The 23068-nt window shown below is 43.6% G+C and carries 17 protein-coding genes, 4 tRNA genes and 2 pseudogenes; 12 read left to right on the plus strand and 11 right to left on the minus strand.

The genetic code is table 11. From position 1 onward, the window contains the following. Nucleotides 1-25: 25 nt before the first annotated feature. On the minus strand, nt 26-346 hold the full coding sequence (locus R7P80_RS20180) for an HI1450 family dsDNA-mimic protein (RefSeq protein ID WP_005376800.1): 321 nt from the start codon (nt 344-346) through the stop codon (nt 26-28). A 2-nt stretch (nt 347-348) separates the two neighbouring features. Then, complete coding sequence (gene yeiP, locus R7P80_RS20185; RefSeq protein WP_005376801.1) at nt 349-915, minus strand: elongation factor P-like protein YeiP; 567 nt, start codon at nt 913-915, stop codon at nt 349-351. 194 nt (nt 916-1109) lie between these two features. Between yeiP and R7P80_RS20190 the strand changes: the two genes are divergently transcribed. Continuing rightward, nucleotides 1110-1877 carry a nucleotidyltransferase gene (locus R7P80_RS20190; protein ID WP_025767268.1) on the plus strand — a complete coding sequence of 256 codons (768 nt, stop codon included), beginning with the start codon at nt 1110-1112 and terminating at the stop codon, nt 1875-1877. Here R7P80_RS20190 and R7P80_RS20195 read toward each other — a convergent pair. After that, entirely contained in the window at nt 1874-4237 is a 2364-nt protein-coding gene (locus R7P80_RS20195; protein WP_025767269.1) for a DNA polymerase II, read from the minus strand. The genes R7P80_RS20190 and R7P80_RS20195 overlap by 4 nt on opposite strands. Nucleotides 4238-4664: 427 nt before the next feature. Here R7P80_RS20195 and uvrY point away from each other — a divergent pair, with 427 nt between their 5' ends. The 10 genes from uvrY (at nt 4665) to nspC (ending at nt 14923) form a co-directional block, all read left to right on the plus strand. Next, on the plus strand, nt 4665-5309 hold the full coding sequence (gene uvrY / locus R7P80_RS20200; protein WP_005386783.1) for a UvrY/SirA/GacA family response regulator transcription factor: 645 nt from the start codon (nt 4665-4667) through the stop codon (nt 5307-5309). 1 nt (nt 5310) lies between these two features. Beyond that, the gene (uvrC, locus tag R7P80_RS20205; RefSeq protein WP_025767270.1) at nt 5311-7143 is read left to right on the plus strand and encodes an excinuclease ABC subunit UvrC; all 1833 of its coding nucleotides are present in this window, start codon (nt 5311-5313) and stop codon (nt 7141-7143) included. 46 nt (nt 7144-7189) lie between these two features. Next, complete coding sequence (pgsA, locus tag R7P80_RS20210; RefSeq protein WP_005394805.1) at nt 7190-7747, plus strand: CDP-diacylglycerol--glycerol-3-phosphate 3-phosphatidyltransferase; 558 nt, start codon at nt 7190-7192, stop codon at nt 7745-7747. 462 nt (nt 7748-8209) lie between these two features. Continuing rightward, nucleotides 8210-8283, plus strand: a tRNA-Cys gene (locus R7P80_RS20215). Between the two features lie 37 nt (nt 8284-8320). Next, nucleotides 8321-8396 (plus strand) — tRNA-Gly (locus tag R7P80_RS20220). Between the two features lie 78 nt (nt 8397-8474). Next, nucleotides 8475-8561 (plus strand) — tRNA-Leu (locus R7P80_RS20225). 13 nt (nt 8562-8574) lie between these two features. Further along, nucleotides 8575-8650 (plus strand) — tRNA-Gly (locus R7P80_RS20230). An 896-nt stretch (nt 8651-9546) separates the two neighbouring features. Continuing rightward, a complete protein-coding gene (locus tag R7P80_RS20235; protein ID WP_225491872.1) occupies nt 9547-12423 on the plus strand; it encodes a pyridoxal phosphate-dependent class III aminotransferase in 2877 nt (958 codons plus the stop codon). Between the two features lie 18 nt (nt 12424-12441). Further along, nucleotides 12442-13686 (plus strand): carboxynorspermidine synthase, encoded by a 1245-nt coding sequence (locus R7P80_RS20240; protein ID WP_012841628.1) that lies wholly within the window; start codon nt 12442-12444, stop codon nt 13684-13686. Nucleotides 13687-13789: 103 nt separating this feature from the next. After that, nucleotides 13790-14923 carry a carboxynorspermidine decarboxylase gene (nspC, locus tag R7P80_RS20245; protein ID WP_017636132.1) on the plus strand — a complete coding sequence of 378 codons (1134 nt, stop codon included), beginning with the start codon at nt 13790-13792 and terminating at the stop codon, nt 14921-14923. Between the two features lie 78 nt (nt 14924-15001). Here the strand turns inward: nspC and R7P80_RS20250 are convergent, their stop codons facing one another. Further along, nucleotides 15002-15514 (minus strand): glycine cleavage system protein R, encoded by a 513-nt coding sequence (locus R7P80_RS20250; RefSeq protein WP_005376814.1) that lies wholly within the window; start codon nt 15512-15514, stop codon nt 15002-15004. Between the two features lie 221 nt (nt 15515-15735). Continuing rightward, the gene (locus R7P80_RS20255; protein WP_225491878.1) at nt 15736-16638 is read right to left on the minus strand and encodes a DUF3943 domain-containing protein; all 903 of its coding nucleotides are present in this window, start codon (nt 16636-16638) and stop codon (nt 15736-15738) included. Between the two features lie 191 nt (nt 16639-16829). On the opposite strand from R7P80_RS20255, the gene R7P80_RS20260 reads away from it, so the two are divergent. Further along, nucleotides 16830-18062, plus strand: a complete 1233-nt coding sequence (locus R7P80_RS20260; protein ID WP_005376816.1) for a CinA family nicotinamide mononucleotide deamidase-related protein — start codon at nt 16830-16832, stop codon at nt 18060-18062. Between the two features lie 96 nt (nt 18063-18158). Here the strand turns inward: R7P80_RS20260 and yfaE are convergent, their stop codons facing one another. From yfaE to R7P80_RS20290, 6 genes and pseudogenes are all read right to left on the minus strand, one after another. Further along, nucleotides 18159-18440, minus strand: coding sequence for a class I ribonucleotide reductase maintenance protein YfaE (yfaE, locus tag R7P80_RS20265; protein WP_005376817.1), 282 nt, complete (start codon nt 18438-18440; stop codon nt 18159-18161). Continuing rightward, the gene (nrdB, locus tag R7P80_RS20270) at nt 18440-19573 is read right to left on the minus strand and encodes a class Ia ribonucleoside-diphosphate reductase subunit beta (protein WP_005376818.1); all 1134 of its coding nucleotides are present in this window, start codon (nt 19571-19573) and stop codon (nt 18440-18442) included. Before nrdB ends, yfaE begins: the two co-directional genes overlap by 1 nt. A 555-nt stretch (nt 19574-20128) precedes the next feature. Further along, nucleotides 20129-20497: pseudogene (locus tag R7P80_RS20275) on the minus strand (transposase); the annotation flags it as partial. A gap of 47 nt (nt 20498-20544) precedes the next feature. Continuing rightward, nucleotides 20545-21245 (minus strand): annotated as a pseudogene (locus R7P80_RS20280) (IS3 family transposase); the annotation flags it as partial. 524 nt (nt 21246-21769) lie between these two features. Next, nucleotides 21770-22174 carry a hypothetical protein gene (locus R7P80_RS20285; RefSeq protein WP_039453131.1) on the minus strand — a complete coding sequence of 135 codons (405 nt, stop codon included), beginning with the start codon at nt 22172-22174 and terminating at the stop codon, nt 21770-21772. Next, nucleotides 22152-22994 (minus strand): hypothetical protein, encoded by an 843-nt coding sequence (locus R7P80_RS20290; RefSeq protein WP_039453133.1) that lies wholly within the window; start codon nt 22992-22994, stop codon nt 22152-22154. Before R7P80_RS20290 ends, R7P80_RS20285 begins: the two co-directional genes overlap by 23 nt. Nucleotides 22995-23068 lie beyond the last annotated feature (74 nt).

Genomic DNA, 23068 nt, shown 5'->3' on the forward strand with positions numbered 1-23068 from the left:
TATCTTTGTTCATGATGAAGAAACGTTAATCGCGTTTCCAAAGCATATGGCAGAACTTATGTTCAGGGTCTCGGCTGATTAGCATACGAGCAAATACGTCATCAAGAACGTCATTTTCCTCATTTACTAGGCCGATACGAACCTCTGCATATACTTCTTTGTCGATCTCGAAGCCAACATGTTCAACCCAGTCATCACCGGTTTCAACAAGTTCTGCGGCACCACGATCTTCAAATTGCGCAGTAAACAGAATCACGTCAGCTGGCTCTAGGTTATCTGGAGCCATCTCAAGGAAAATGTCGTACGCTGCGTCGATGACGTCGTCGTAAGAAATCAAATCAGACATGCTTATGCTCGGCTCATGTATTTACGTTCAGCTGTGTTAATGATAACACGGTCACCAGTTGCAATGTACTCAGGAACCTGGATGACAAGACCTGAAGCGAAGCGTGCTGGTTTAGTACGAGCAGATGCAGAAGCACCTTTGATTGAAGGGTCAGTTTCTTCAATCACTAGCTCAACAGAAGATGGTAGTTCAATACCCACTGCAGCACCGTTAACAAGGATAATGTGGATACCTTGTGTATCTTCGTTGATGAACAGCATGTCGTCTTCAACTTCATTGTGCTTGAATGTGTATTGTGAGTAGTCTTCGTTATCCATGAAGATGTGCTCATCGCCGTCAGCGTATGAGTACACAACTGCACGTTTGTTCATTTCTACCGTTTCAACAACGTCATCAGACTTGTAACGCTCATCTACACGTGCGCCCGTGTTTAGATCTGTACAACGCATTTTGTAGATTTTAGCGCCGCCACGACCGCCAGGAGTCGTTACTTCGATGTCTTTAACTAGAAGAGTTTTACCATTAGACTCGATTGCGAAGCCTTTTTTGATTTCACTTGCCTTTGGCATTGTATATTCCTATTCATACTTATTAAGCAAAACTCGGTGATTATAGCGCTAAGTTAGCCGCCTAGCATTAAAATTCATTGCAGAAATTTGTTGTTACTCCCATGACTAAACACCTGAATGGACTTGATTCGGTGAGTTGGCTAAGAGAACATATAGCCCAACTTCTTGAACCATCTGAGAACACGTTTTAAGTCATGTCTCTGCCTGTTATCGATCCTAAACAACCATTTCAACCAGAGTTTGCGCCTTTAATTAGGGAAGTCACCGCTTGTCTCAAAGGTGGACTGGGGCAAAACTTACACAGCGTTTATGTATACGGTAGTGTTGCTCGCAAAACAGCGATCGTTGAGAGGTCGAACTTAGACCTGGTTGTCGTTACTCAATCATCCTTTGAGCACAATCGCGCGACTTTGCTCAACACAATTAAGTGGCGTGCGCAGCAGAGTTACCCTCACGTTAATGGTGTATCGGTCCGTACAGCCTTAGTGAGCGAAGTGGCTAATTTAGATAGTATTTTTACTTGGGGCTTTATGCTTAAGCATTGCTGTGTCTGTGTTTATGGTGATGATCTAGCAGACTGCTTCGGTGATTACGTCCCAAGTTGGGAAATTGCTAAGCACTGGAATATGGATGTGGAAGATTGGATTACGGTGTATCGCAAAAAAATCGTACAAGCGAAGACGATAGAAGAGCAGGTGGCCGCCCAGCGAGTGATTGCTAAAAAGTTACTAAGAGCGTCATACTCTTTGGTGATGTATCGAGATAAACGTTGGTTTGATGACCCTATACAATGTGGCAAGGTATTCTTAACTTATCATCCTGAAAAGCAGCTTGAGATCGAGCGGCTAGAAATTTTACTTTCTGGCCGGGGTATTCCCAAGCGTTCTGTTATCGGGCTAATTGATGCGTTTGGTGATTGGTTAGTCAAACAGTACCAGAAAACAGAGTTTCGTATCGGCTAAAACAACCCCATTTGTGGCGCTGAAAGCCTGTCAAAATCCGTCCCAATGAAAGGGAGAATCGCATCTGCAACGGGTTTGAGTTGTTTATCAATGTAATGTTGATAATCAATCGGGCTATTGAGGTACTCATAAGGTTCAGGACCGTTCACGGTAATAATGTATTCAATTCGTCCTTTGTTTTGATACTGTAATGGGCGGCCAAGCTTGGCATTTATCTCATCCGCTAAACGAGCTGCACGCACTTGTGGCGGGACGTTCTTCTGATACTCATGCAGTTTTCTGCGCAGTCGCTTTTGATACACCAACTGTTCATCAAATTCACCGTTGTTAGTTTTCTCAACCATCTCTCGGACATAGTCGCTTGGATCTTCACCATGGAAAATCATGCTATAGAGTGTATTTTGAAATTTCTGTGCTAACGAGGTCCAGTCAGTACGGGCACTTTCTAACCCTTTAAATACAATCCTTTCTTGCTCTCCTTCACCGATTAAACCCGCATAGCGCTTTTTCGAGCCAGTTTCTGCGCCACGAATCGTTGGCATAAGGAATCTGCGATAATGGGTTTCATACTCGATTTCCAACATAGATGTTAGGTTGTACTCAGAACGCAGGTGTTCTTTCCACCAAGAGTTGATGTAATCAACTAATTGATTTCCAACAGCGTCAGCTTCTACTTGACTGTATGGTCGATTCAACGACACGAATGTGGAATCCGTATCGCCGTAAATCACTTGATATCCTTGCTCCTCAATCAGCACCTTAGTTTGCTTCATGATTTCATGTCCGCGCATGGTAATACTAGAAGCTAACCGAGTATCAAAGAAACGACATCCCGATGAGCCCAGTACGCCATAAAAGGAGTTCATGATGATTTTGATTGCCTGAGAAAAAGCTTTTTCATTGTTCTTCTTTGCAACATCACGTGCTGCCCAAAGCTTTTCAATCATTTCTGGTAAAAAGTGTTTCGTACGATGGAACTGCCCACCGCGAAAGCCAGGAACAGCCTCATTATCTTCTTTTCCAATATCGAGTAATAGCCCCTCAACCAAACCCATAGGATCAATCAAGAAAGAGCGAATAATCGATGGATATAGACTCTTAAAATCCAATACTAAAACAGAATCATATAGGTTAGGGATGGAATCCATCACGTAACCTCCGGGGCTGGCAATCCAATTTTCAGGGTGTAGGTTCGGAGCAACGTAGCCTGCTCGGTGTATCTGAGGCATGTATAGGTTTGTGAATGCTGCAACCGAACCGCCGACACGATCCAGTTCGACACCAGTGAGACGAGAGCGCTCTATTGCAAAGTCAAGCAGGTGAGTGTGATTGAAAATCTTATTCACTAACACGCAGTCTTGTAAATTATATTTAGCCAGCGATGGTTTGTCGGAGCGGTACATACGATTGATCTCATCCATGCGGTCATGCACGTTGTGGATTTCTTTACCTTCCCCCAAGAGTTCTTGAGATACAGACTCTAATGACCAAGACCGAAAGTGGTAAGTCGCCGTTTTTAGCGTATCGATACCATCCATCACAACTCGCCCGGGAATGGAGATAAACCCTTGTTGGCTTTGAGATGAACTTCTAAAAAAGCTGGCTTGGTCTGCTCTGCCAAGCATTAGCTTCATGTTGTGCCATTCTGCTCGTTTGTGTAGCAGACGAAAGTCAAAATCAATGACATTCCAACCGACAATGACATCGGGGTCGAATTTTTTAAACCAATCGATGAGTGCTTCTAGAAGCGCCTTTTCATCCTGGACCCATTGTATCGGTGTCTCCGAAGGTTCTGGTTCTCCGATCATGATAACGCGGGAATCCATGACGCTGTCTAATCCGATTGAGTAAAGAATGCCTTTCTCAGAGCATTCTAGATCTAACGAGACAACGTTTAACTTCGGCTCATATTGCCCCGCACGGCATTTTGCGCTCTGGACGCGTTGGTAGCCATTGGTGCGAGTCACATTGCCTGTAAACTCGATACTGCCTTTGATAAAACGCTCCATTAGGTAGCGATCGGCGAGGCGAATATCACTTTCATACGTAGTGATATCTTTTTGAGCGAATGTGTCTTTGAGTGCGAGAGCGTCTCTGGTTACATTGGTATAGCAGGCAGCAAGAGGCGTATGTTCAAACGTTTTGAGATCCAAAAGGCGGATGTCGACGAATATGTTTTTTTCTCGTGCGAGTGTCTTTGCTTGCTCTGAGTGTTTCTGAGCGATGAAAAATACTGGCTTCTCACCATTAATAAGTAACTGAGTAGGACCTGCTTCTGTCGAAAGCCACAGCTCGATTTGAGTTTGACCTTTGATGTCTCGTGCCTGTCGAGTTAGCAGGAAGCCTTGTTGAATATTCAAATGTGAGAAACCTTAGAAAACTTGAAGAACGTTAGTTTAACACTAAGAACTGTGAAAATAACCAGTAAAGAAAGCGTCTCAAATTTTTGCTGGAATTAGTGATTACAAGTTAGTCTTTGGTGCAAGAGGGACAGTGTCATTTTAAGTTATAGCGTGTTTCTCTGGGCAATATGAAACCTAGTTACTTGATTTATTGTACTTAATGTTGTTAATTGTCTTTTCTTAGATTTCGGTTCTGCTCATCACGCTCTAAAATAATAGAGTGGTTTATGAATAAGTTCTTGCTAAAGTTTGCGTTTCAGCACATATTCATAGAAAGCAATTTTTTGTCGATTACGTTAGTATATAGGCAGTCATACTGATATCCACATTTAACAAATAATGGTTATGTGGGTGCAGAACCAATACAAAGTGTGGAGATACAAGTTTGATAAATGTTTTCCTTGTAGATGATCACGAGCTGGTTCGCACAGGGATACGACGTATTATTGAAGACGTCCGTGGAATGAACGTAGCAGGAGAAGCTGACAGCGGTGAAGATGCAGTAAAATGGTGTCGCAGTAATCATGCTGACGTCGTTTTAATGGACATGAACATGCCAGGAATTGGTGGCTTGGAAGCCACTAAAAAAATTCTTCGCGTGAATCCTGATGTGAAAATCATCGTACTTACCGTTCATACAGAAAACCCGTTTCCAACCAAGGTGATGCAGGCAGGTGCGTCTGGTTATTTAACCAAAGGTGCTGGCCCTGACGAAATGGTGAATGCGATTCGTGTAGTTAATAGTGGTCAGCGTTACATCTCACCAGAGATTGCGCAGCAGATGGCATTGAGTCAATTTTCTCCAGCCTCTGAGAACCCTTTTAAAGACTTATCCGAACGTGAATTGCAGATCATGCTTATGATCACCAAAGGCCAAAAGGTAACGGATATTTCTGAGCAACTTAATTTAAGTCCAAAGACAGTCAACAGCTATCGCTACCGACTCTTTAGTAAATTGGACATTAATGGTGACGTTGAGTTAACTCACTTAGCGATTCGCCACGGAATGCTGGACACCGAGACCCTTTAGCGTGAATCCTCCTTTCGATTCGGCTTCCTTTCTCAAGACAGTAACTCATCAGCCCGGCGTTTACAGAATGTACAACGCCGAAGCTGTTGTAATCTACGTAGGTAAAGCCAAAGACCTTAAAAAGCGCCTTTCAAGCTACTTTCGAAAAAAAGTAGACAGTGAGAAAACTCGCGCGCTTGTCAGTAATATCGCCAAAATAGACGTCACGGTGACTCACACTGAGACAGAAGCGTTGATCTTAGAGCATAACTACATCAAGCAGTATTTGCCGAAATACAATGTGTTGCTGCGAGATGATAAGTCTTACCCTTATATCTTTATTAGCGGTCATAAGCACCCACGGCTTTCTATCCACCGTGGCGCCAAGAAGCGCAAAGGTGAATATTTTGGCCCCTACCCAGATTCTGGTGCAGTAAGAGAAACATTGCATTTGCTGCAAAAGATATTTCCTGTGCGACAGTGTGAAGACACTGTCTATTCCAACCGAACGCGCCCATGCTTGATGTACCAAATTGGTCGTTGTGCAGGACCATGCGTTGATACCATCATTTCTGATGAAGAATATGCAGAGTTGGTTGGCTTTGTGCGCATGTTTTTGCAAGGCAAAGACCAGCAAGTACTCAAACAACTGATCGAGAAAATGGAAGTTGCCAGTCAGCAATTGCGCTTTGAAGATGCCGCCAAATTTCGCGATCAAATCCAAGCGATTAGGCGTGTTCAAGAGCAGCAGTACGTCTCAGAAGACAGCATGGATGATATGGATGTACTCGGGTTTGCTCAGGAGAATGGTATCGCGTGTATCCATATCCTGATGATACGCCAAGGCAAAGTGCTTGGTAGCCGTAGCCATTTTCCGAAAATCCCACAAAATACAAGCCAGCAGGAAGTGTTCGATAGTTTTCTGACTCAATACTATTTGAGCCATAACGAAGCACGTACAATTCCTTCTCGTATTATTTTGAATCAAGAGTTGGCAGAAGATATTGCGCCAATACAGAAAGCGTTAAGTGAAGTGGCAGGCCGTAAGGTTCATTTTCATACGTCGCCAACTGGCTCTCGAGCAAGGTATCTCAAGCTTTCGAACACGAATGCACTAACGGCGATTACCACCAAAATCAATCACAAAATGACGATTAATCAGCGTTTTCATGCGCTTCGCGAAACATTGAAGTTGGAGTCTATAGCTCGAATGGAATGTTTTGATATCTCCCATACGATGGGGGAAAGCACGATTGCGTCATGTGTTGTGTTCAACAACGAAGGCCCCGTTAAGCAAGAGTATCGTCGCTACAACATTACTGGGATTACCGGTGGTGATGATTACGCAGCAATGGGACAAGCGTTGGAGCGCCGTTATTCGAAGCAATTGGACGTAGAGAAAATTCCCGACATCATCTTTATCGATGGCGGTAAAGGTCAGTTAAATCGTGCGCATGACATCATTTCGCAGTACTGGGGGGATTGGCCAAAGCGTCCTATCATGATTGGTATTGCAAAAGGCGTTACTCGCAAACCAGGTTTAGAAACGCTGATTACAGTCGATGGGGACGAGTTTCATTTACCAAGCGATGCTCCTGCGCTGCATCTTATCCAACATATTCGTGATGAAAGCCATAACCATGCTATAGCGGGGCACCGTGCTAAGCGAGGTAAAACCAGACGTACGAGTGCACTCGAAGGGATTGAGGGAATCGGCCCTAAACGACGTCAGGCGTTACTCAAGTACATGGGTGGGTTACAAGAACTTAAACGTGCAAGTGTCGAAGAAATCGCCAAAGTACCGGGAATAAGTCACTCTTTAGCAGAAATTATTTTCCAAGCATTGAAACAATAAGGAAAATCGCGCAACATTAAGCCGCAATGTGTAAGAGAATAATAAAATGCGTTTGAATATCCCGAACATTCTGTCTCTTCTTAGACTGTTCCTAATCCCTGTTTTTGTGGTGGTCTTTTATCTACCTTATTCATGGGCACCGTTTGCAGCAGCAATGGTGTTTTGGGTAGCGGGTTTTACCGACTGGCTTGACGGCATGTTGGCCCGTAAACTTGGCCAAACTTCTCGTTTTGGCGCGTTTATTGATCCTGTCGCTGATAAAGTGCTAGTGGCAACGGCATTGATTCTAATCACGGAACATTATCATTCAATTTGGGTGACCATTCCTGCGGTAACGATGATTGCGCGAGAAATCATTATCTCAGCATTGCGAGAATGGATGGCTGAAATCGGTAAGCGAGCGAGTGTTGCGGTATCTTGGGTTGGCAAAGTAAAAACTGTTTCGCAAATGTTCGCCTTATGGGTGTTGATATGGCGTTACGATGAATGGATGGTTTGGCTAGGCTTTGCGGCCTTGTATGTGGCAACTTTCTTGACATATTGGTCAATGATTCAATATTTGGCTGCTGCGAAAGACGATCTGTTGAATGAAGAGCACCATTAAATTCTGATGTTAGAAAGCAGGCTTAATAGCCTGCTTTTTTGTACTAAGACAATCTACAGCATTTTTTGGCTTCTCTCGCTTTTCAATGCTTGCTAACGGCCATGTTTGCAATTTGTATCTGGGGCTTTTGCTTCGATAGAGTTCTATTTGTGATCTAAGTCTTGTTTTTGTCCTTGGAGAGTCTTAGAGAGGCGAGTCTTCTGATTATTAATACTTCAATGCACGCAACGCACGGCCAGCAGTGTAAGGCGTAGCCAAAGTTTTATGATAAACAAGTGTATTTAAGCGATTTTTAGTATTAAAACTAAGCAATCCATCGCCTTTCGCACAAATTCTAGTCAAACGATTTAAAAAAATAAAAATAGTGTTGACTCGATCGCTCGAATCCGTAGAATGCATCCCGTACCCAAGAGAGCACGGCTCGAAAGGGTGGTGAAAAAGCTTAGCTTTATTCACAAATGAGGCGCCTTGGCAGAGTGGCTATGCAGCGGATTGCAAATCCGTGGACCTCGGTTCGACTCCGGGAGGCGCCTCCATTATTCTTTTGAGAGTGAATGGCTTTCGAGAATAAATGCGACACTAGCTCAGTTGGTAGAGCGCAACCTTGCCAAGGTTGAGGTCACGAGTTCGAACCTCGTGTGTCGCTCCAAATTTTATTGATATGGCATTTAGCGGTATCAGATGGTGTTTTACTTTTCTGTAAAGGCATCACAAAGAATATTTGTGTGCCCTGGTGGTGGAATTGGTAGACACAAGGGATTTAAAATCCCTCGACGTTCGCGTTGTGCCGGTTCAAGTCCGGCCCGGGGCACCATCTCATATTAAATGCGACACTAGCTCAGTTGGTAGAGCGCAACCTTGCCAAGGTTGAGGTCACGAGTTCGAACCTCGTGTGTCGCTCCAGATTTAAGGCCTAACATGAAAATGTTAGGCCTTTTTCGTATTTTTTGAAAATCTCAAACTTCTTTTCTGTCACAGACTTCGTTAAGTAACGAACCCTTTGTCTCATTGACTCAAGTGATTGTTCATTCTGCCATTGCAATGCATCTTAGCCATTCCTACTAGTCTATGTTTAAACCATCACTTGTGGAGAATAACCACTCTTGCTCCAGGCAAAGCTGTGACGAGAATGCTATCTTTTTAAATGTTCCGGATATAGAAAGGAATGTTTTACGATTAAGCAGCACAACCTTAAACCTCTGTTGGATGAGGTGATGATATCTCAAGAATATTTGTTTAAATAACAGCTGTTTGAGAGAAGCAGAAAAGCATAGCTCATGAATATGAACATGTGAGTTGCAATGGGGTATGTTTTGTTGTGATTTACATCACTGTTACTAATATGAAAAATCGTTGCCAGAAGATTTTATTTTGTGATAAATTCGCGCGCAATCTCGGAGCGTAATTAACAACGTTTGATCTCTGGGGGATACGCGTAGTGACCATTCAAGCTGATTGTGACACTGCGTAGGGTAGGTATCGGCAAAGCCTTTTGTCGATAGACGGGATACTAATGCTGTAAACGCGGCATATTAATGGGAAACCCAACATTGAAACCTTTGAATAAACACACACTAATCAGCTTCATACTGCCGAAATGTCCTGTTTTACAAAACGGGTGCATTACAGAACCTTGATTAATCCCTTTTACATATAAAGTCGCGAGTATCGTGGCGGATGATCTGTATTTGTCATTTATGCACTGACAAATGCGGAGGGGTATTCACACCTCCTGTAATTTCATTCTAATGATTTTAATACAGGATACAGAATTATTATAATTCAAGGGATTATGTAGTATGAGCACTGCCTTTGAAGTCGATAGCAATATCGCAAACATTTTTTCGTCCCAGGTTCCTATCGTTGAGGGAACGTATGACTTAACGCCAGATCAAGTATTGATTGATCAGGCTGAGCATGAATCTGAAGTACGTTCTTATCCACGTCGTTTGCCGATCGCAATTAAACAAGCCTTTGGGTGCTTGGTTGAAGATACGCGTGGACAGATCTTTCTAGACTGCCTTGCGGGGGCTGGCACTCTAGCTTTGGGGTATAACCATCCTGAAATAAACCAAGCGCTGAAAGAACAATTAGATTCAGGACTGCCATATCAGACGCTAGATATTGCAACATCAGCAAAAACGACGTTTATTCAATCCGTTAAGTCTTTTCTTCCTCAAGAGTTAAGCGAGAACAGCGTTATCCAATTTTGTGGCCCGTCTGGAGCTGATGCGGTTGAAGCTGCTATCAAGCTCGCGAAACAGACTACCGGTCGCAACACTATGTTTGCCTTCCGTGGCGCATACCATGGTATGACTAATGGTACGATGGGGATGATGGGTAACTTAGGCACGAAAGCTCGTCGAACTGGTTTGATGTCGGATGTGCACTTTATGCCTTTCCCATACAACCTGCGTTGTCCTTTTGGGCTTGGCGGTGATGAAGGTGCGAAAGCAAGTATTCGTTATATCGATCGTCTTTTAAACGATGATGAGTCAGGCATTATGAAGCCTGCCGCGATTATCGTGGAGCCAGTGCAAGGTGAGGGTGGTGTTGTTCCTGCGCCAGCATTCTGGCTACGAGAGTTACGTCGTATTTGTGATGAACACGGTATCTTACTGATCTTCGATGAGATCCAGTGTGGTGTTGGTAAAACTGGCTACAATTTCGCGTTCGAAGAGTCGGGCATTGTTCCAGATATTCTGTGTTTATCAAAAGCAATTGGTGGTGGTTTACCAATGTCGCTATTGGTTATCAACAAGCAACATGATACATGGAAGCCGGGCGAGCACACAGGTACATTTCGTGGTAACCAGCTAGCTATGGTCTCTGGTGCGAAAGCATTAGAAATTATCCAGCGTGATAACCTTGTTGAGCATGCCAATATTGCGGGTCAGTACCTGCGTTACGGCCTTGAGAGTATTCAAAAGCGTGTAAACTGTATCGCAGAGGTTCGTGGCAAAGGTTTGATGCTAGGCGTGGAGGTTAAAAATCCAGACGGTGAGCTCAATAAATTTGGTGAACCTCAAGCGGATAGTGAACTCACACTTTCTATTCAACGCTCAGCACTCGAGCGTGGCTTGATCGTTGAAAAAGGTGGACGCGAAGGCGCAGTAATTCGTTTCCTTCCTCCTCTTATCATCTCGTTTGAGCAAATCGACTTTGCTTTACGTGTATTTGAAGACGCGATTTTAGCCGCTGGCGGTAGTCACATCGAAACTCAGCCACAAGATGAATGGAAGAAGCATTTCATCCACACTGGAGAGATGGGCAGCAATGAATTTGCTTCGGTGATGAATCACACTACTACGGCAATGAAGTCAGTGTTTGAACAAGTGACTGCACCGTATTCAGGTATGGATCCAAAAGCATTGGAAGCAGCGATTCACGACGTTGATCTTGATAACGGAAATGCGCCTCTTAAAACCGTTATCGACGATGCTGCTGAGCTGGTCGCGAAAAACGCAATTTTTACTCAACATCCAGATTGTATTGCTCACCTGCATACTCCACCTTTGATGCCAGCGATTGCGGCAGAGGCAATGATTGCGGCTTTGAACCAGTCGATGGACTCATGGGATCAAGCTTCATCAGCGACTTATGTTGAACAGAAAGTTGCGAACTGGCTATGCGATAAATATGAGTTAGGTGAAAAAGCGGACGGTATCTTCACGAGCGGCGGCACGCAAAGTAACCAAATGGGTTTGATGCTTGCGCGAGATTGGATTGTTGACAAACTCAGTGCACACTCAATTCAAAAGCTTGGCCTTCCTGAATACGCAGACAAGCTACGTATTGTATGTTCGAAAAAATCCCACTTCACGGTTCAAAAATCAGCGTCTTGGATGGGATTGGGTGAAAAAGCGGTCATGACCGTCGATGCTAATGCCGATGGAACGATGGATGTCACTAAATTAGACGAAGTTCTCAATCAGGCCAAAGCAGAAGGTTTGATCCCATTTGCCATTGTTGGTACAGCGGGTACAACGGACCACGGTGCTATTGATGACTTAGACTTTATCGCCGATATCGCAGCGAAACATGACATGTGGATGCACGTCGACGGTGCATACGGTGGAGCTCTGATTCTAAGTAGCCAAAAAGCGCGTCTGAAAGGTTGTGAGCGTGCACATTCCATCAGCGTAGACTTCCATAAGCTGTTTTACCAAACCATCAGTTGTGGTGCGCTATTGGTAAATGACAAGTCTAACTTTAAATTCCTGCTTCACCATGCAGACTATTTGAACCGCGAACACGACGAACTACCGAACTTGGTGGATAAGTCTATTGCGACAACTAAGCGTTTTGATGCGCTCAAAGTGTTTATGACGATGCAAAGCGTAGGGCCAAAAGCCCTAGGCGATATGTATGATCATTTGCTTGAACAGACGCTTGAAGTGGCGGACATGATTCGAGATAACAAACACTTTGAGTTGTTGGCTGAACCATCACTATCTACGGTTCTGTTCCGCGCGACACATGAATCAGCGGATCTTGATGAACTGAACAAAACGTTGCGCTTAGAAGCGTTAACACGCGGTATCGCGGTATTGGGTGAAACCATTGTCGACGATAAAACTGCATTGAAATTTACGATTTTGAACCCGTGTCTGACGACGGCGGACTTTGAATCTTTGCTCTCAAAAATCAATACGCTAGCGGCAGAGCTAGTTTAACAAAGGTAACGGAAAACTATGGCAATTCTACAGATTGGTGCAGGCGGCGTTGGCTGGGTAGTTGCACATAAAGCAGCACAAAACAACGACGTTCTGGGTGATATCACAATCGCATCACGTACCGTAGGTAAGTGTGAGAAAATCATCGAATCGATTCAGAAGAAAAACAATCTGAAAGATTCAACTAAGAAATTAGAAGCGCGAGCGGTAAACGCGGACGACGTAGATTCTTTAGTTGCTTTAATTAAAGAAGTACAACCTGACTTAGTGATCAACGCAGGTCCTCCTTGGGTGAACATGTCTATTATGGAAGCATGTTACCAAGCTAAAGTGTCATACCTTGATACATCTGTTGCGGTTGATTTGTGCTCTGAAGGCCAACAAGTACCTCAAGCTTACGATTGGCAGTGGGGTTACCGTGAGAAGTTTGAAGAAGCGGGCATTACAGGTATTCTTGGTGCTGGTTTCGATCCGGGCGTAGTATCGGTGTTTGCCGCATACGCAGTGAAGCATCTGTTCGATGAAATCGATACTATCGACGTAATGGATGTAAACGCAGGCGACCACGGTAAGAAGTTCGCAACTAACTTTGATCCAGAAACGAACATGCTTGAGATTCAAGGCGATTCGTTCTACTGGGAAAACGGCGAGTGGAAACAAGTACCTTGTCACTCACGTATGCTTGAGTTTGAATTCCCGAATTGTGGTTCACACAAAGTGTACTCAATGGCGCACGACGAAGTTCGATCTATGCAAGAGTTCATCCCGGCGAAACGCATCGAATTCTGGATGGGCTTTGGTGACCGTTACCTAAACTACTTCAATGTGATGCGCGACATCGGTCTACTCAGCCCAGATCCACTAACGCTTCACGACGGTACGGTTGTTCAACCTTTGCACGTGCTAAAAGCACTACTACCAGATCCAACATCACTCGCGCCAGGCTACACTGGCCTAACGTGTATCGGTACTTGGGTTCAAGGTAAGAAAGATGGTAAAGAGCGCAGTGTATTTATTTACAACAACGCTGATCACGAAGTCGCATACGAAGATGTTGAACACCAAGCTATCTCATACACCACTGGCGTACCTGCGATCACTGCTGCTTTGCAGTTCTTCCGTGGCAAGTGGGCAGACAAAGGCGTGTTCAACATGGAACAACTAGATCCAGACCCATTCCTAGAAACCATGCCATCTATTGGTCTAGATTGGCATGTTCAAGAACTGGAGCCAGGACAACCTGTTATCCATAAATTGAAGTAAGAATTTAGCGACTCTTATTTGTACGTTTAAGCCGATGCACTTGCGTCGGCTTTGTTCGATTTTATAGTGCCTTTGCTAAGGCGAAGGGACGTAAGGTATCAAAATGCAACAAAACGAACTAAAAACGCCATACTTCATGATTAATGAAGACAAGCTGATTGAGAACCTAGAGAAAGCAAAACAGCTAAAAGACATCTCTGGTGTGAAGCTTGTATTAGCACTGAAGTGCTTCTCAACATGGGGTGTATTCGACATCATCAAGCCTTACCTAGACGGAACAACAAGTTCTGGCCCGTTTGAAGTGAAGCTTGGCTACGAAACGTTTGGTGGTGAGACACACGCATACAGCGTGGGTTACAGCGAAGATGACGTTCGCGATGTGGCGGACATCTCTGACAAGATGATCTTTAACTCTCAGTCACAGCTAGCGGCTTATCGTCATATTGTCGAAGGTAAAGCATCGATTGGCTTGCGCCTAAACCCAGGTGTGAGCTATGCAGGGCAAGACTTAGCAAACCCAGCGCGTCAATTCTCTCGTCTTGGGGTTCAGGCTGATCACATCAAACCGGAAATTTTTGATGGTATTGATGGCGTAATGTTCCACATGAACTGTGAGAACAAAGACGTGGATGCGTTTATCGGCTTACTCGATGCTATTTCAGATCAGTTTGGCGAGTACCTAGATAAGCTGGACTGGGTAAGCATGGGCGGCGGCGTGTTCTTCACATGGCCGGGGTACGATATCGAGAAGTTGGGGTTAGCACTTAAAGCGTTCTCAGAGAAACACGGCGTACAAATGTATTTAGAGCCGGGTGAAGCGATAATTACTAAGACAACTGATCTCGTTGTAACAGTGGTTGATATTGTAGAGAACGTAAAGAAGACGGCGATTGTCGATTCAGCCACAGAAGCTCACCGCTTAGATACGTTGATCTACAATGAGCCAGCGTCAATTCTTGAAGCATCTGAAAATGGTGAACATGAGTATGTGATCGGCTCGTGCTCTTGTTTGGCTGGTGACCAGTTCTGCGTGGCGAACTTCGAACAGCCTCTAGAGATAGGACAGCGTCTGCATATTCTAGATAGTGCCGGTTACACCATGGTGAAACTGAACTGGTTTAACGGTCTACGTATGCCGTCGGTCTACTGTGAACGCTCGAATGGTGACATTCAAAAACTGAATGAATTTGACTACTCTGATTTCAAACGTTCACTGTCTCAGTGGTCAGTGAAATAAGACGTATAGCGCCATAAGCACCAAAAGAGCAGCTTAATCGCTGCTCTTTTTATTTGGGGAAACGATAACAGTACGTGATTAACTCTCCACAATCACACGAGTGTCTTCACTCAGAGACTCTAACTCATTGGCTATGTCTTCAATTTCTAGCTCGCTAGGCAGTTTTATCGCCATTTTAGCGCTGAATAAGCTAGAGCTTACCCCTCCGCCTCCTGCAATGAATACACGCTGACAATCCATATCTAAAATTGAGATACCTTGATTATCGAGAACGTGAGTAATTTCATTCACAATACCCGCTCTATCGTTGGCATCTAAACGAAGTTGGAAGATAGTGTCTTCACGATATGAATGAGGCTCAGAGTCGACGAACCTAACAACAAGAGTCTGACAAGAAGAGAACGCCTGTTTAACGATGTCGGCATTTTCTCTTGGAAGCTCTACTTTGATGACACCTGCAACTTGGTCTTCGATAAAGTTTACTTTGCTGATCAGCCATTTCCCGCCGTTTTCGTGTGTGATTGCAGCGAGCTCTTTAATCGTGGCGGGTGACGCTTGTCCGACAAAATTAACAATAAATACGGTGTTCATAATGTCCCCTCCTGGAATCAAGGTTTGGACGCAGTACGAATAAACGTGCTACTTAAGTTATTGGAATAAATCCTTTTATTTAGTGTAGGTGCTAAGGGCGGGTAAGGTTTGATGAAAGTCAATTTTTAACACTAATTCGTGATGCAAATAATTAAAATAATGTTCAGAGCACAAAAAAAGCAGCCATCGTAAGGCTGCTTTTACCGAGTATCAACTTAGGATTAGAACGTTACTTTTAACTCGACACCATAAAATTGACTGTCGTAGTTTGCGCCTGCGTCCATGGCGAATTTTGCAACATCTTGGTTTCCAAACCAAGGTGATGAATTGAATTGTAGTTCTGCACTACCGCCCCATGCATCAGTTACCCAATAATGAATATGTCCAACAGGGTTTAAGAAGAAGAGCGAAACATCACCTGCGGTTTCAGAGCCCATAACTTCGCCGCCGTTGGCAATAATGTCTTGCTCAGCCGTTAACATCATTTCACCGACAACAGCACCAAAGAATGGTGTGATAAAAATATCCTGCCAAGACGGTACTTCTGCGAATGCCTCTACGCCATACTCCCAAAAGAACGTCGACATAGTTGCGGAGTACAAAAACGACTGAAATTCATTATAGCCAGCGTGACGTGCTGCCGTGTAGTAAACGCCGCCAAAATATGGGTGCATGATGTAGTTGAGGACATGTTCATCGCGATCCCAAACGGGGCCGTCAGAGACATTATCTTTCCACTTTTGCCCCAACTTACTCATGTCTCGGTCTTCTTCGTCCCATTTGGTGATACTTTCTGGAAGAAAAGTCATCATGCCTACGGTCGCGATACTGAGACCTAGAATGGTGTAGGTTTGACCCATCAGATAATCCCAGTCTTTATCTTGAGGGATGATGAGATGTTTAGGCTGAAGCCCTGCGTCAAGGTTTAGCGAATCATCGTTATTCTGTTCATACATAACACCGCGATTTTGAGCCTCGAAGGTGTACAGAGTCGTCGTTTCGCAGTAACCTGACAAGCAATCAGGTGTGTAAGAAAACTCTGTATGACGGCTTAGGTCATAGCGACTTGCGTGCGCAAGCGCTGACGAAGCCAAGCAAAGGCCTGTTAGAGTCTTCTTGAACATGGATGATTTTGACACAAAGGTCTCCGAGTTAATGGTGTATGTCCGGGCTCGTAATTATCCCTCAAAACATCAATCATTTAAACACTTGACCCTTATTTAGTCCCAACAAACCTCGGCGAGATTTGTCCAAATAAAAAGAAAAATAAGCGCTATAACGAAAATAGGATTGTGCTTACGTTCAGGAGTCAGTTGTGAAAATAGCAATGCTTAGTACTGGTGAGGAAGTCCTCCACGGTGATATTGTTGATACTAATGCGGCATGGTTGTCTAGCCTGTTTTATCAACATGGATTTGGCTTAACAAAGCGCTCAACGGTTGGTGATAGCCTATCGAGTTTGGTTGAAGAGTTTTTAATGCTCAGCTTTAACAACGATGTGGTTATTGTTAATGGTGGTTTAGGCCCTACAACGGATGACATGAGTGCTGCCGCCGCCGCGAGAGCCGCCGATTGTAAACTGGTGCTATTCAAAGAGTGGTTGCAGCATCTAGAAAGTTTGTATGCTCGACGTGGCATCCCTATGCCGGACAGTAATTTAAAGCAAGCAATGCTGCCAGAAACGGCAGAGATATTGGACAACCCGATAGGCACTGCTTGCGGTTTCAAAATGCTGATTAATGATGCCATTTTTTATTTCACACCGGGTGTACCAAGTGAATTTAAGCTCATGGCAGAGACGCAAATTCTTCCCGATCTGAGAAGAGTGTTTCCCGATGTTCAAGGTTCATGTTGTAGTCGAATCTACACGTTTGGTCTGTCTGAATCCGGTATTTCAGATAAGCTAGATCAGCTAAAACTTCCTCAAGGCTATGAGCTAGGGTATCGCTCTTACTTGCCTTTTATTGAAGTGAAACTTTTTGGTCCTTCAGATCAGCTTGAACAGCGTTTGAAACTCGTACAGATAATTAATAAACACCTTGAGAGTAATACCGTTAGTATTGACTTACCTATGGTTGAAAATGTCGGCCAGTTGTTGGTCGATAAAGGACTAACAGTGTCGACCTCCGAAAAAAGTAGCGGAGGATACTTAACGTACTGGCTAAACGGTGATGAAAACGCTGAAAAGCAACTAGGGCATGGTTGGATACTACCGAGCCTGACTCAAGCGATGGCCAACAGCGGAGATCCATTAGCGGAAACGTTTGCTCTGGCTGGTGCTACGCGAGAGAAGTGTGGGACGGATTTATCACTCGTTACTGGCCATATTGAAGAGGGTGTTTTTTCCGTCGCTTTATCGACACCGTCAGGCGAGTGGGGAGCATTATATAAACTCTCGAAAAAGTATCAGCGCAGTGATCAAGTTAAAGTGATCAGCACGGCAGCACTAGACTTGTTGCGTCGCTACCTAGAACGTAAACCGATGTTTGCGCATTATGCATTTTTGGAGAAAGTTAAAGAGATGCACCTCCCGAGCAGTGCTTTATAACCAAAGCTCTCTACAGTAGTCTGAGAGACAAAACACAGAGACAAAAAAGCCAAGGTGATTGCCTTGGCTTTTGCATTTTATACCGTCGAGTCAACGTTATGCGCGCTGCTTTTCTTTCATCGCGTAGTTAACGCCGCTAAGTGACAAATCTGATTTTGCTTTACAGATACAAGGTAATATTTCATCACTTTGTGTGTAAGCCATGGCAAAACCAACATACTCCACTTCACCAGACTCCAATTTGCAGCGACAGGCGCCGCAGTGCCCATCACGGCAGTTGTATTCTGGTAATAGGCCAGCTTGCTCCATTGTTTCCAAAATCGTATTGGAAGGGTTGGATTCAATGCTGATCAGTTTGTTGATTTTGAGTGTTGCCATTACAGCTCGAATCCTTCGAAGTCATCTGCGCGAACTTCATTGTCAATTTGACCCACAAGGTAAGAAGAGATTTCTGCTTCTTGAGGCGCAACTTGAACGTTATCTGAAGACAACCAAGCGTTAATCCATGGAATTGGGTTAGTTGTTGCTTCTGGATACGCTGCTGGTAGACCTACCGCTTGCATACGAATATTTGTGATGTATTCAACGTATTGGCTTAGGATGTCTTTGTTTAGACCGATCATAGAGCCATCTTTGAATAGATACTCTGCCCACTCTTTTTCTTGCTCAGCCGCTTCTTTGAATAGGTCAAAACAGTCCTGTTTTGCCTCTTCTGCGATTTGCATGAAAGTGAAGTCATCTTGACCGTTACGTAGCAGGTTGATCATGTGCTGCGTGCCGTTTAAGTGAAGTGCTTCGTCACGAGCGATCAGCTTGATGATTTTCGCGTTACCTTCCATTAGTTCGCGTTCTGCGAAAGCGAAAGAACATGCGAAACTGACGTAAAAACGAATAGCTTCTAATGCGTTAACAGACATCAAACAGATGTACAGCTTCTTCTTAAGATCGTACAGACTAACCTTAACCGTTTCACCGTTAAGGACATGCTCACCTTCACCGTAGCGATGGTAATCATTCGTCGCTTGAATCAAATCGTCGTAGTAGTGCGCGATGTCTTTTGCACGCTTCAGAATGTGCTCGTTCTCAACGATATCATCAAACACCACCGCAGGGTCGTTCACGATGTTACGAATAATGTGTGTGTAAGAACGAGAGTGAATCGTTTCAGAGAAAGACCAAGTCTCAATCCAAGTCTCTAGTTCTGGCAGAGACACAAGCGGCAGCAGTGCCACGTTAGGGCTGCGGCCTTGGATAGAGTCAAGAAGCGTTTGGTACTTCAAGTTAGAGATGAAGATGTGCTTCTCGTGATCTGGCAGTTTGTTGTAATCGATACGGTCGCTAGATACGTCTACTTCTTCTGGACGCCAGAAGAAAGAAAGTTGCTTCTCGATAAGTTTTTCGAAAATCTCAAACTTTTGTTGGTCGTAACGTGCAACGTTTACTGATTGACCTAGGAACATTGGTTCCTTCAATTGGTCATTCTTTTTTTGGTTAAAAGTACTGTAAGCCATAATGCCTCAATTCCTTTTAAACCTCCCCGTAAGGGGGAGGTTATCGATAGTCTGTCTTTACGGGTTCGCTAGGTACGGGAAGATTAAATCTTGTTATGCCGCGAGTTTTGAATGTAACATCGAGTGGGTGGGTCGGTATCATATCATTCAGCCCATGTGCGGTACATAATTAAACCTATCTAGCCCACCTCTTACAACCCTATAGCAGCAAGGTAATGTATAATGTTGTTATTGTAACATGAACCTTACCCATAATATAAACATAAATTGACTAAAATCAGATGTTATCTCTCCCAAGTATGTTACTCGAATGTCGGTAAGAACAAACTTGCATATTTGCCAGTTCTCAGGAAAAAATGTTACATATTTGAAGATAAAAAGTGTTGTGCGTAAAAGGAGTGTATCTCCTCGTAACATGGAGCTATCCCGTTAAAAGTGTTGGAGTGACTCAATGTTTGAAACATTTGTGCTATTCGATGCTTTATTTACTAATTCGAGTTCAGTTAAAAACGAGCCTAATATGACGAATTCTTAGGCAATAACTATCGCTTCAGGAATACCTAGCGTCGTAGCATCAATGACTAGATGCAGGACTGTTCCTTTAGTCTTTGTTTTGAATGCGACGTTAACTGTTTTGGCTCGCTTACTAATACATGAGTAATGAGGGCATGACAACGGCAGTTGTGCGAGCTTGAAAATAGACTTTATGAACCCTTGCAGACCTCTCGACTGCATTGAAAATACTCATTTAATCATAAGAGCAGTCGTAATCACTAAACAAACGAGGCCTCCCACGCTACCTTGTCTGATTTGCTTCCATAACTGGATAGCTTCTTCATCAATCTAAAATGTCAGTGAACTGCAATTGATTAAAGCCTGGTGATAGTGTTTCCAATTGGTTGTTTTGTAGTGAGGCTTGGCCATTGGTCTAAGTATTTGAATGAACTTAGCTGATCAGATCGTAGGTTGATGATATAGGTGATGTCTCCAGCCCATTTTTCATTCGGAGCCGATGCGCTAAAGTTCTGAGCCAACAAGTTTGGAGCAACAGGCATTTGATGCTTGCTGTCCGTAGTGCACTTAAACTTGCGTGTAGCTTTCGGCGTTAAATCTTGACGTTTCATACTGGCAGCAATGGTTTTAACATTGTAGTTATCACCGCTCTCAGACAGTTCTTATTGGATACGCCTTGAGCCATCTCGGCCTTTGCTGTTGTCGAAAGCTTCTTTGACCTTTGTATCAAGCTTTTGGCGAATTGCCTCGTGTTGGATGGCCTTATGGCGATGCTTAACCCAGTAATAAAACCCACTTCGGGATACCCCGAACACCTTAGCCATACGCACAATACTGAAGCTCAGCAGGTGTTCGAGCATAAATTCATAGCAATTTACTTTAGATTTTTCGCGAAGTAGGTGGCGGCCTTTTTTACAATTTCTAGCTCTTCTGCTTGCTCAGCCAATTGCCTTTTTAGCTTGGCAACCTCTGCGGCTAGCTCTTGCTCTCGCTGACTAGTATTGGTGTCTTTCTTCGAGTTCTTCCGCCACCCGTAGATTTGAGATTCATGTAAAGAAAGCTGTCTTGCTGTCGCAGCTACTCCCACTTTCTCTGCTAGCTTCAGGGCTTCTGCCTTAAATTCAGGGGAATGTTTAATTCTAGTTTTCTTAGTTGTCATTGTTCACCTCGTTAGTGATTGTACTCACTTAACTCGGTGTCCAAAACTGCTGGGACGGATCATTCGTAAGGACATTCGTTTGAACTTAATAACGATACTACTTTTCTCTTTATAAAGTCCGATACTTCATTAGTCGTTTTAGAAGAAGTGAAGGTGTAACCTATTTCGTTAGCTACCGCTATAAAATCCTTCTTTGTTTTAAAATCTATACTCCAATCGTAACTCGATGTAGTCAGAGTAGAGAACAATTGATTCATCGCCACACCTTATATTTACAATAATATCAAAAACTTGCCAAATTATATGGTACTAAGTCAGAATACACCTTTTAAACTCACAGAGCGAGATAGATAGTGCCAGTGAACCAAATAAGGAAGCCCTGATAGGCCTTTTATCTATTCATTACTTTATGTACGTCAAAACTCAGTATCGTGAGCTGCACTGAGTATTAACATTAACTTGGAATGGGGCTGCCACTTTTCTGCATTGGCAAACCATTAATTAACTCAGGAATGGAAAGTCTCTTAACTCTCACCTCTAAGGCGATAAGCTAACCTCCCGTATTTCATGTGGGCAAATGAAGCAGCAACGAATAGAGTTATCTGCAACACGCCGACCCATTTACTAGGTTGCATTAAAGCAACAACATAAATCGTAACGCTAATTGCTGACATCACACTGGTAACCGTCATAAACCAATCAAGACCAACTTCGTTTAGCTCGCCATGATACTTTCTAGTAGCACTTCGAACATTGATAATTGAACTTGAATAAATCATCGCACTAGCAATAGACCAATCGCCTGTAAGCAACAAGTCATCATACTTCCCCGTCAAGACCTTAACCAAGACAAGCAAGATGAATGGGGTGATAATGAACAGATAAGATGTAGCTACCGCCTTAAACTCATTCTGATGTTGGTATTTCATTCTGAGTTCCACGATAAGTAATGACTTCTTTGATCTCTTTTATCTTTGCATTTTTGATACGTTCTTCACCTTTCTCAACGACAACGTCATACTCTGCGTGAACTCGCAGATAGTCACTTCCCCCCAGACGAACCTCAGAGTTCAGATATTCATCCAACCACTCTTTGTGTGTAATTTCTGCGCTGTATCTCTTATGAGTCCTAGTGCTAATTACTTCCCACTTAGAAGTAGCCTTTTTACAAGGTTTAAAAACTTCAACGATTTCTTCACCGTCAAAGTGACCTCGGTCACTAGAGAACATCTTTTTGACATTACCAGTGAATCTAAAGTTAGGATCAAAAGGGATTACCTCAGCTAACTTAGCACCTTCATTGCAAACTTTAAGATACTCATCAGGTAACAGCTTTTTATTGCCCTCAGACCACTTCTCAGCAACTAAAGCAACATCTAAATCACTAATGTAAGGATCAAGGCGACTTGAACGACCTCTTATAGCCATCTCATTCTTCAGTCTATCTCTTTCATTATTAGTGACGTGTTGAACCTGCTCTTTTTGAGACATCTCACCAGTCAACTCCCTGAAAAGGGAGTCAGGCCTTGTCCACTCCTCAACCTTTAATAACAACTTAGCGAGAATGCAACCATGAGTAACCTCTTGCAACTCAACATCAAAAATCATCTCTGAATCAACAGCCTGAGCAATAATTTGCCCCATCTCCTGATACGCTGAAATGAAATCCCCCATAGCGTGAAATACTTCCGCAGGATTCTTCCTGTTAGAGTTGTATTCAAGGTGAAACTCTAAAACCGTTGCTTCCATTGCCTAGTCCGTTAATCATTATTGTTCATATGGTTATGAATTTTACATCATATTTAAGTGCCAACAAATGTTTG

The organism is Vibrio sp. 2092 (assembly GCF_033339635.1).
GTDB classification, from domain to species: Bacteria; Pseudomonadota; Gammaproteobacteria; order Enterobacterales; family Vibrionaceae; genus Vibrio; species Vibrio alginolyticus.

What these genes read in the sequence shown, in the direction of transcription:
- pgsA (WP_005394805.1), top strand. Translation starts at nt 7,190, where the DNA reads ATGCGTTTGAATATCCCGAACATTCTGTCTCTTCTTAGACTGTTCCTA.
- R7P80_RS20240 (WP_012841628.1), top strand. Translation starts at nt 12,442, where the DNA reads ATGGCAATTCTACAGATTGGTGCAGGCGGCGTTGGCTGGGTAGTTGCA.
- R7P80_RS20285 (WP_039453131.1), bottom strand. Translation starts at nt 22,174, where the DNA reads ATGAAATACCAACATCAGAATGAGTTTAAGGCGGTAGCTACATCTTAT.
- R7P80_RS20235 (WP_225491872.1), top strand. Translation starts at nt 9,547, where the DNA reads ATGAGCACTGCCTTTGAAGTCGATAGCAATATCGCAAACATTTTTTCG.
- R7P80_RS20190 (WP_025767268.1), top strand. Translation starts at nt 1,110, where the DNA reads ATGTCTCTGCCTGTTATCGATCCTAAACAACCATTTCAACCAGAGTTT.
- R7P80_RS20250 (WP_005376814.1), bottom strand. Translation starts at nt 15,514, where the DNA reads ATGAACACCGTATTTATTGTTAATTTTGTCGGACAAGCGTCACCCGCC.
- nspC (WP_017636132.1), top strand. Translation starts at nt 13,790, where the DNA reads ATGCAACAAAACGAACTAAAAACGCCATACTTCATGATTAATGAAGAC.
- R7P80_RS20255 (WP_225491878.1), bottom strand. Translation starts at nt 16,638, where the DNA reads ATGTTCAAGAAGACTCTAACAGGCCTTTGCTTGGCTTCGTCAGCGCTT.
- R7P80_RS20290 (WP_039453133.1), bottom strand. Translation starts at nt 22,994, where the DNA reads ATGGAAGCAACGGTTTTAGAGTTTCACCTTGAATACAACTCTAACAGG.
- yfaE (WP_005376817.1), bottom strand. Translation starts at nt 18,440, where the DNA reads ATGGCAACACTCAAAATCAACAAACTGATCAGCATTGAATCCAACCCT.
- nrdB (WP_005376818.1), bottom strand. Translation starts at nt 19,573, where the DNA reads ATGGCTTACAGTACTTTTAACCAAAAAAAGAATGACCAATTGAAGGAA.
- yeiP (WP_005376801.1), bottom strand. Translation starts at nt 915, where the DNA reads ATGCCAAAGGCAAGTGAAATCAAAAAAGGCTTCGCAATCGAGTCTAAT.
- R7P80_RS20180 (WP_005376800.1), bottom strand. Translation starts at nt 346, where the DNA reads ATGTCTGATTTGATTTCTTACGACGACGTCATCGACGCAGCGTACGAC.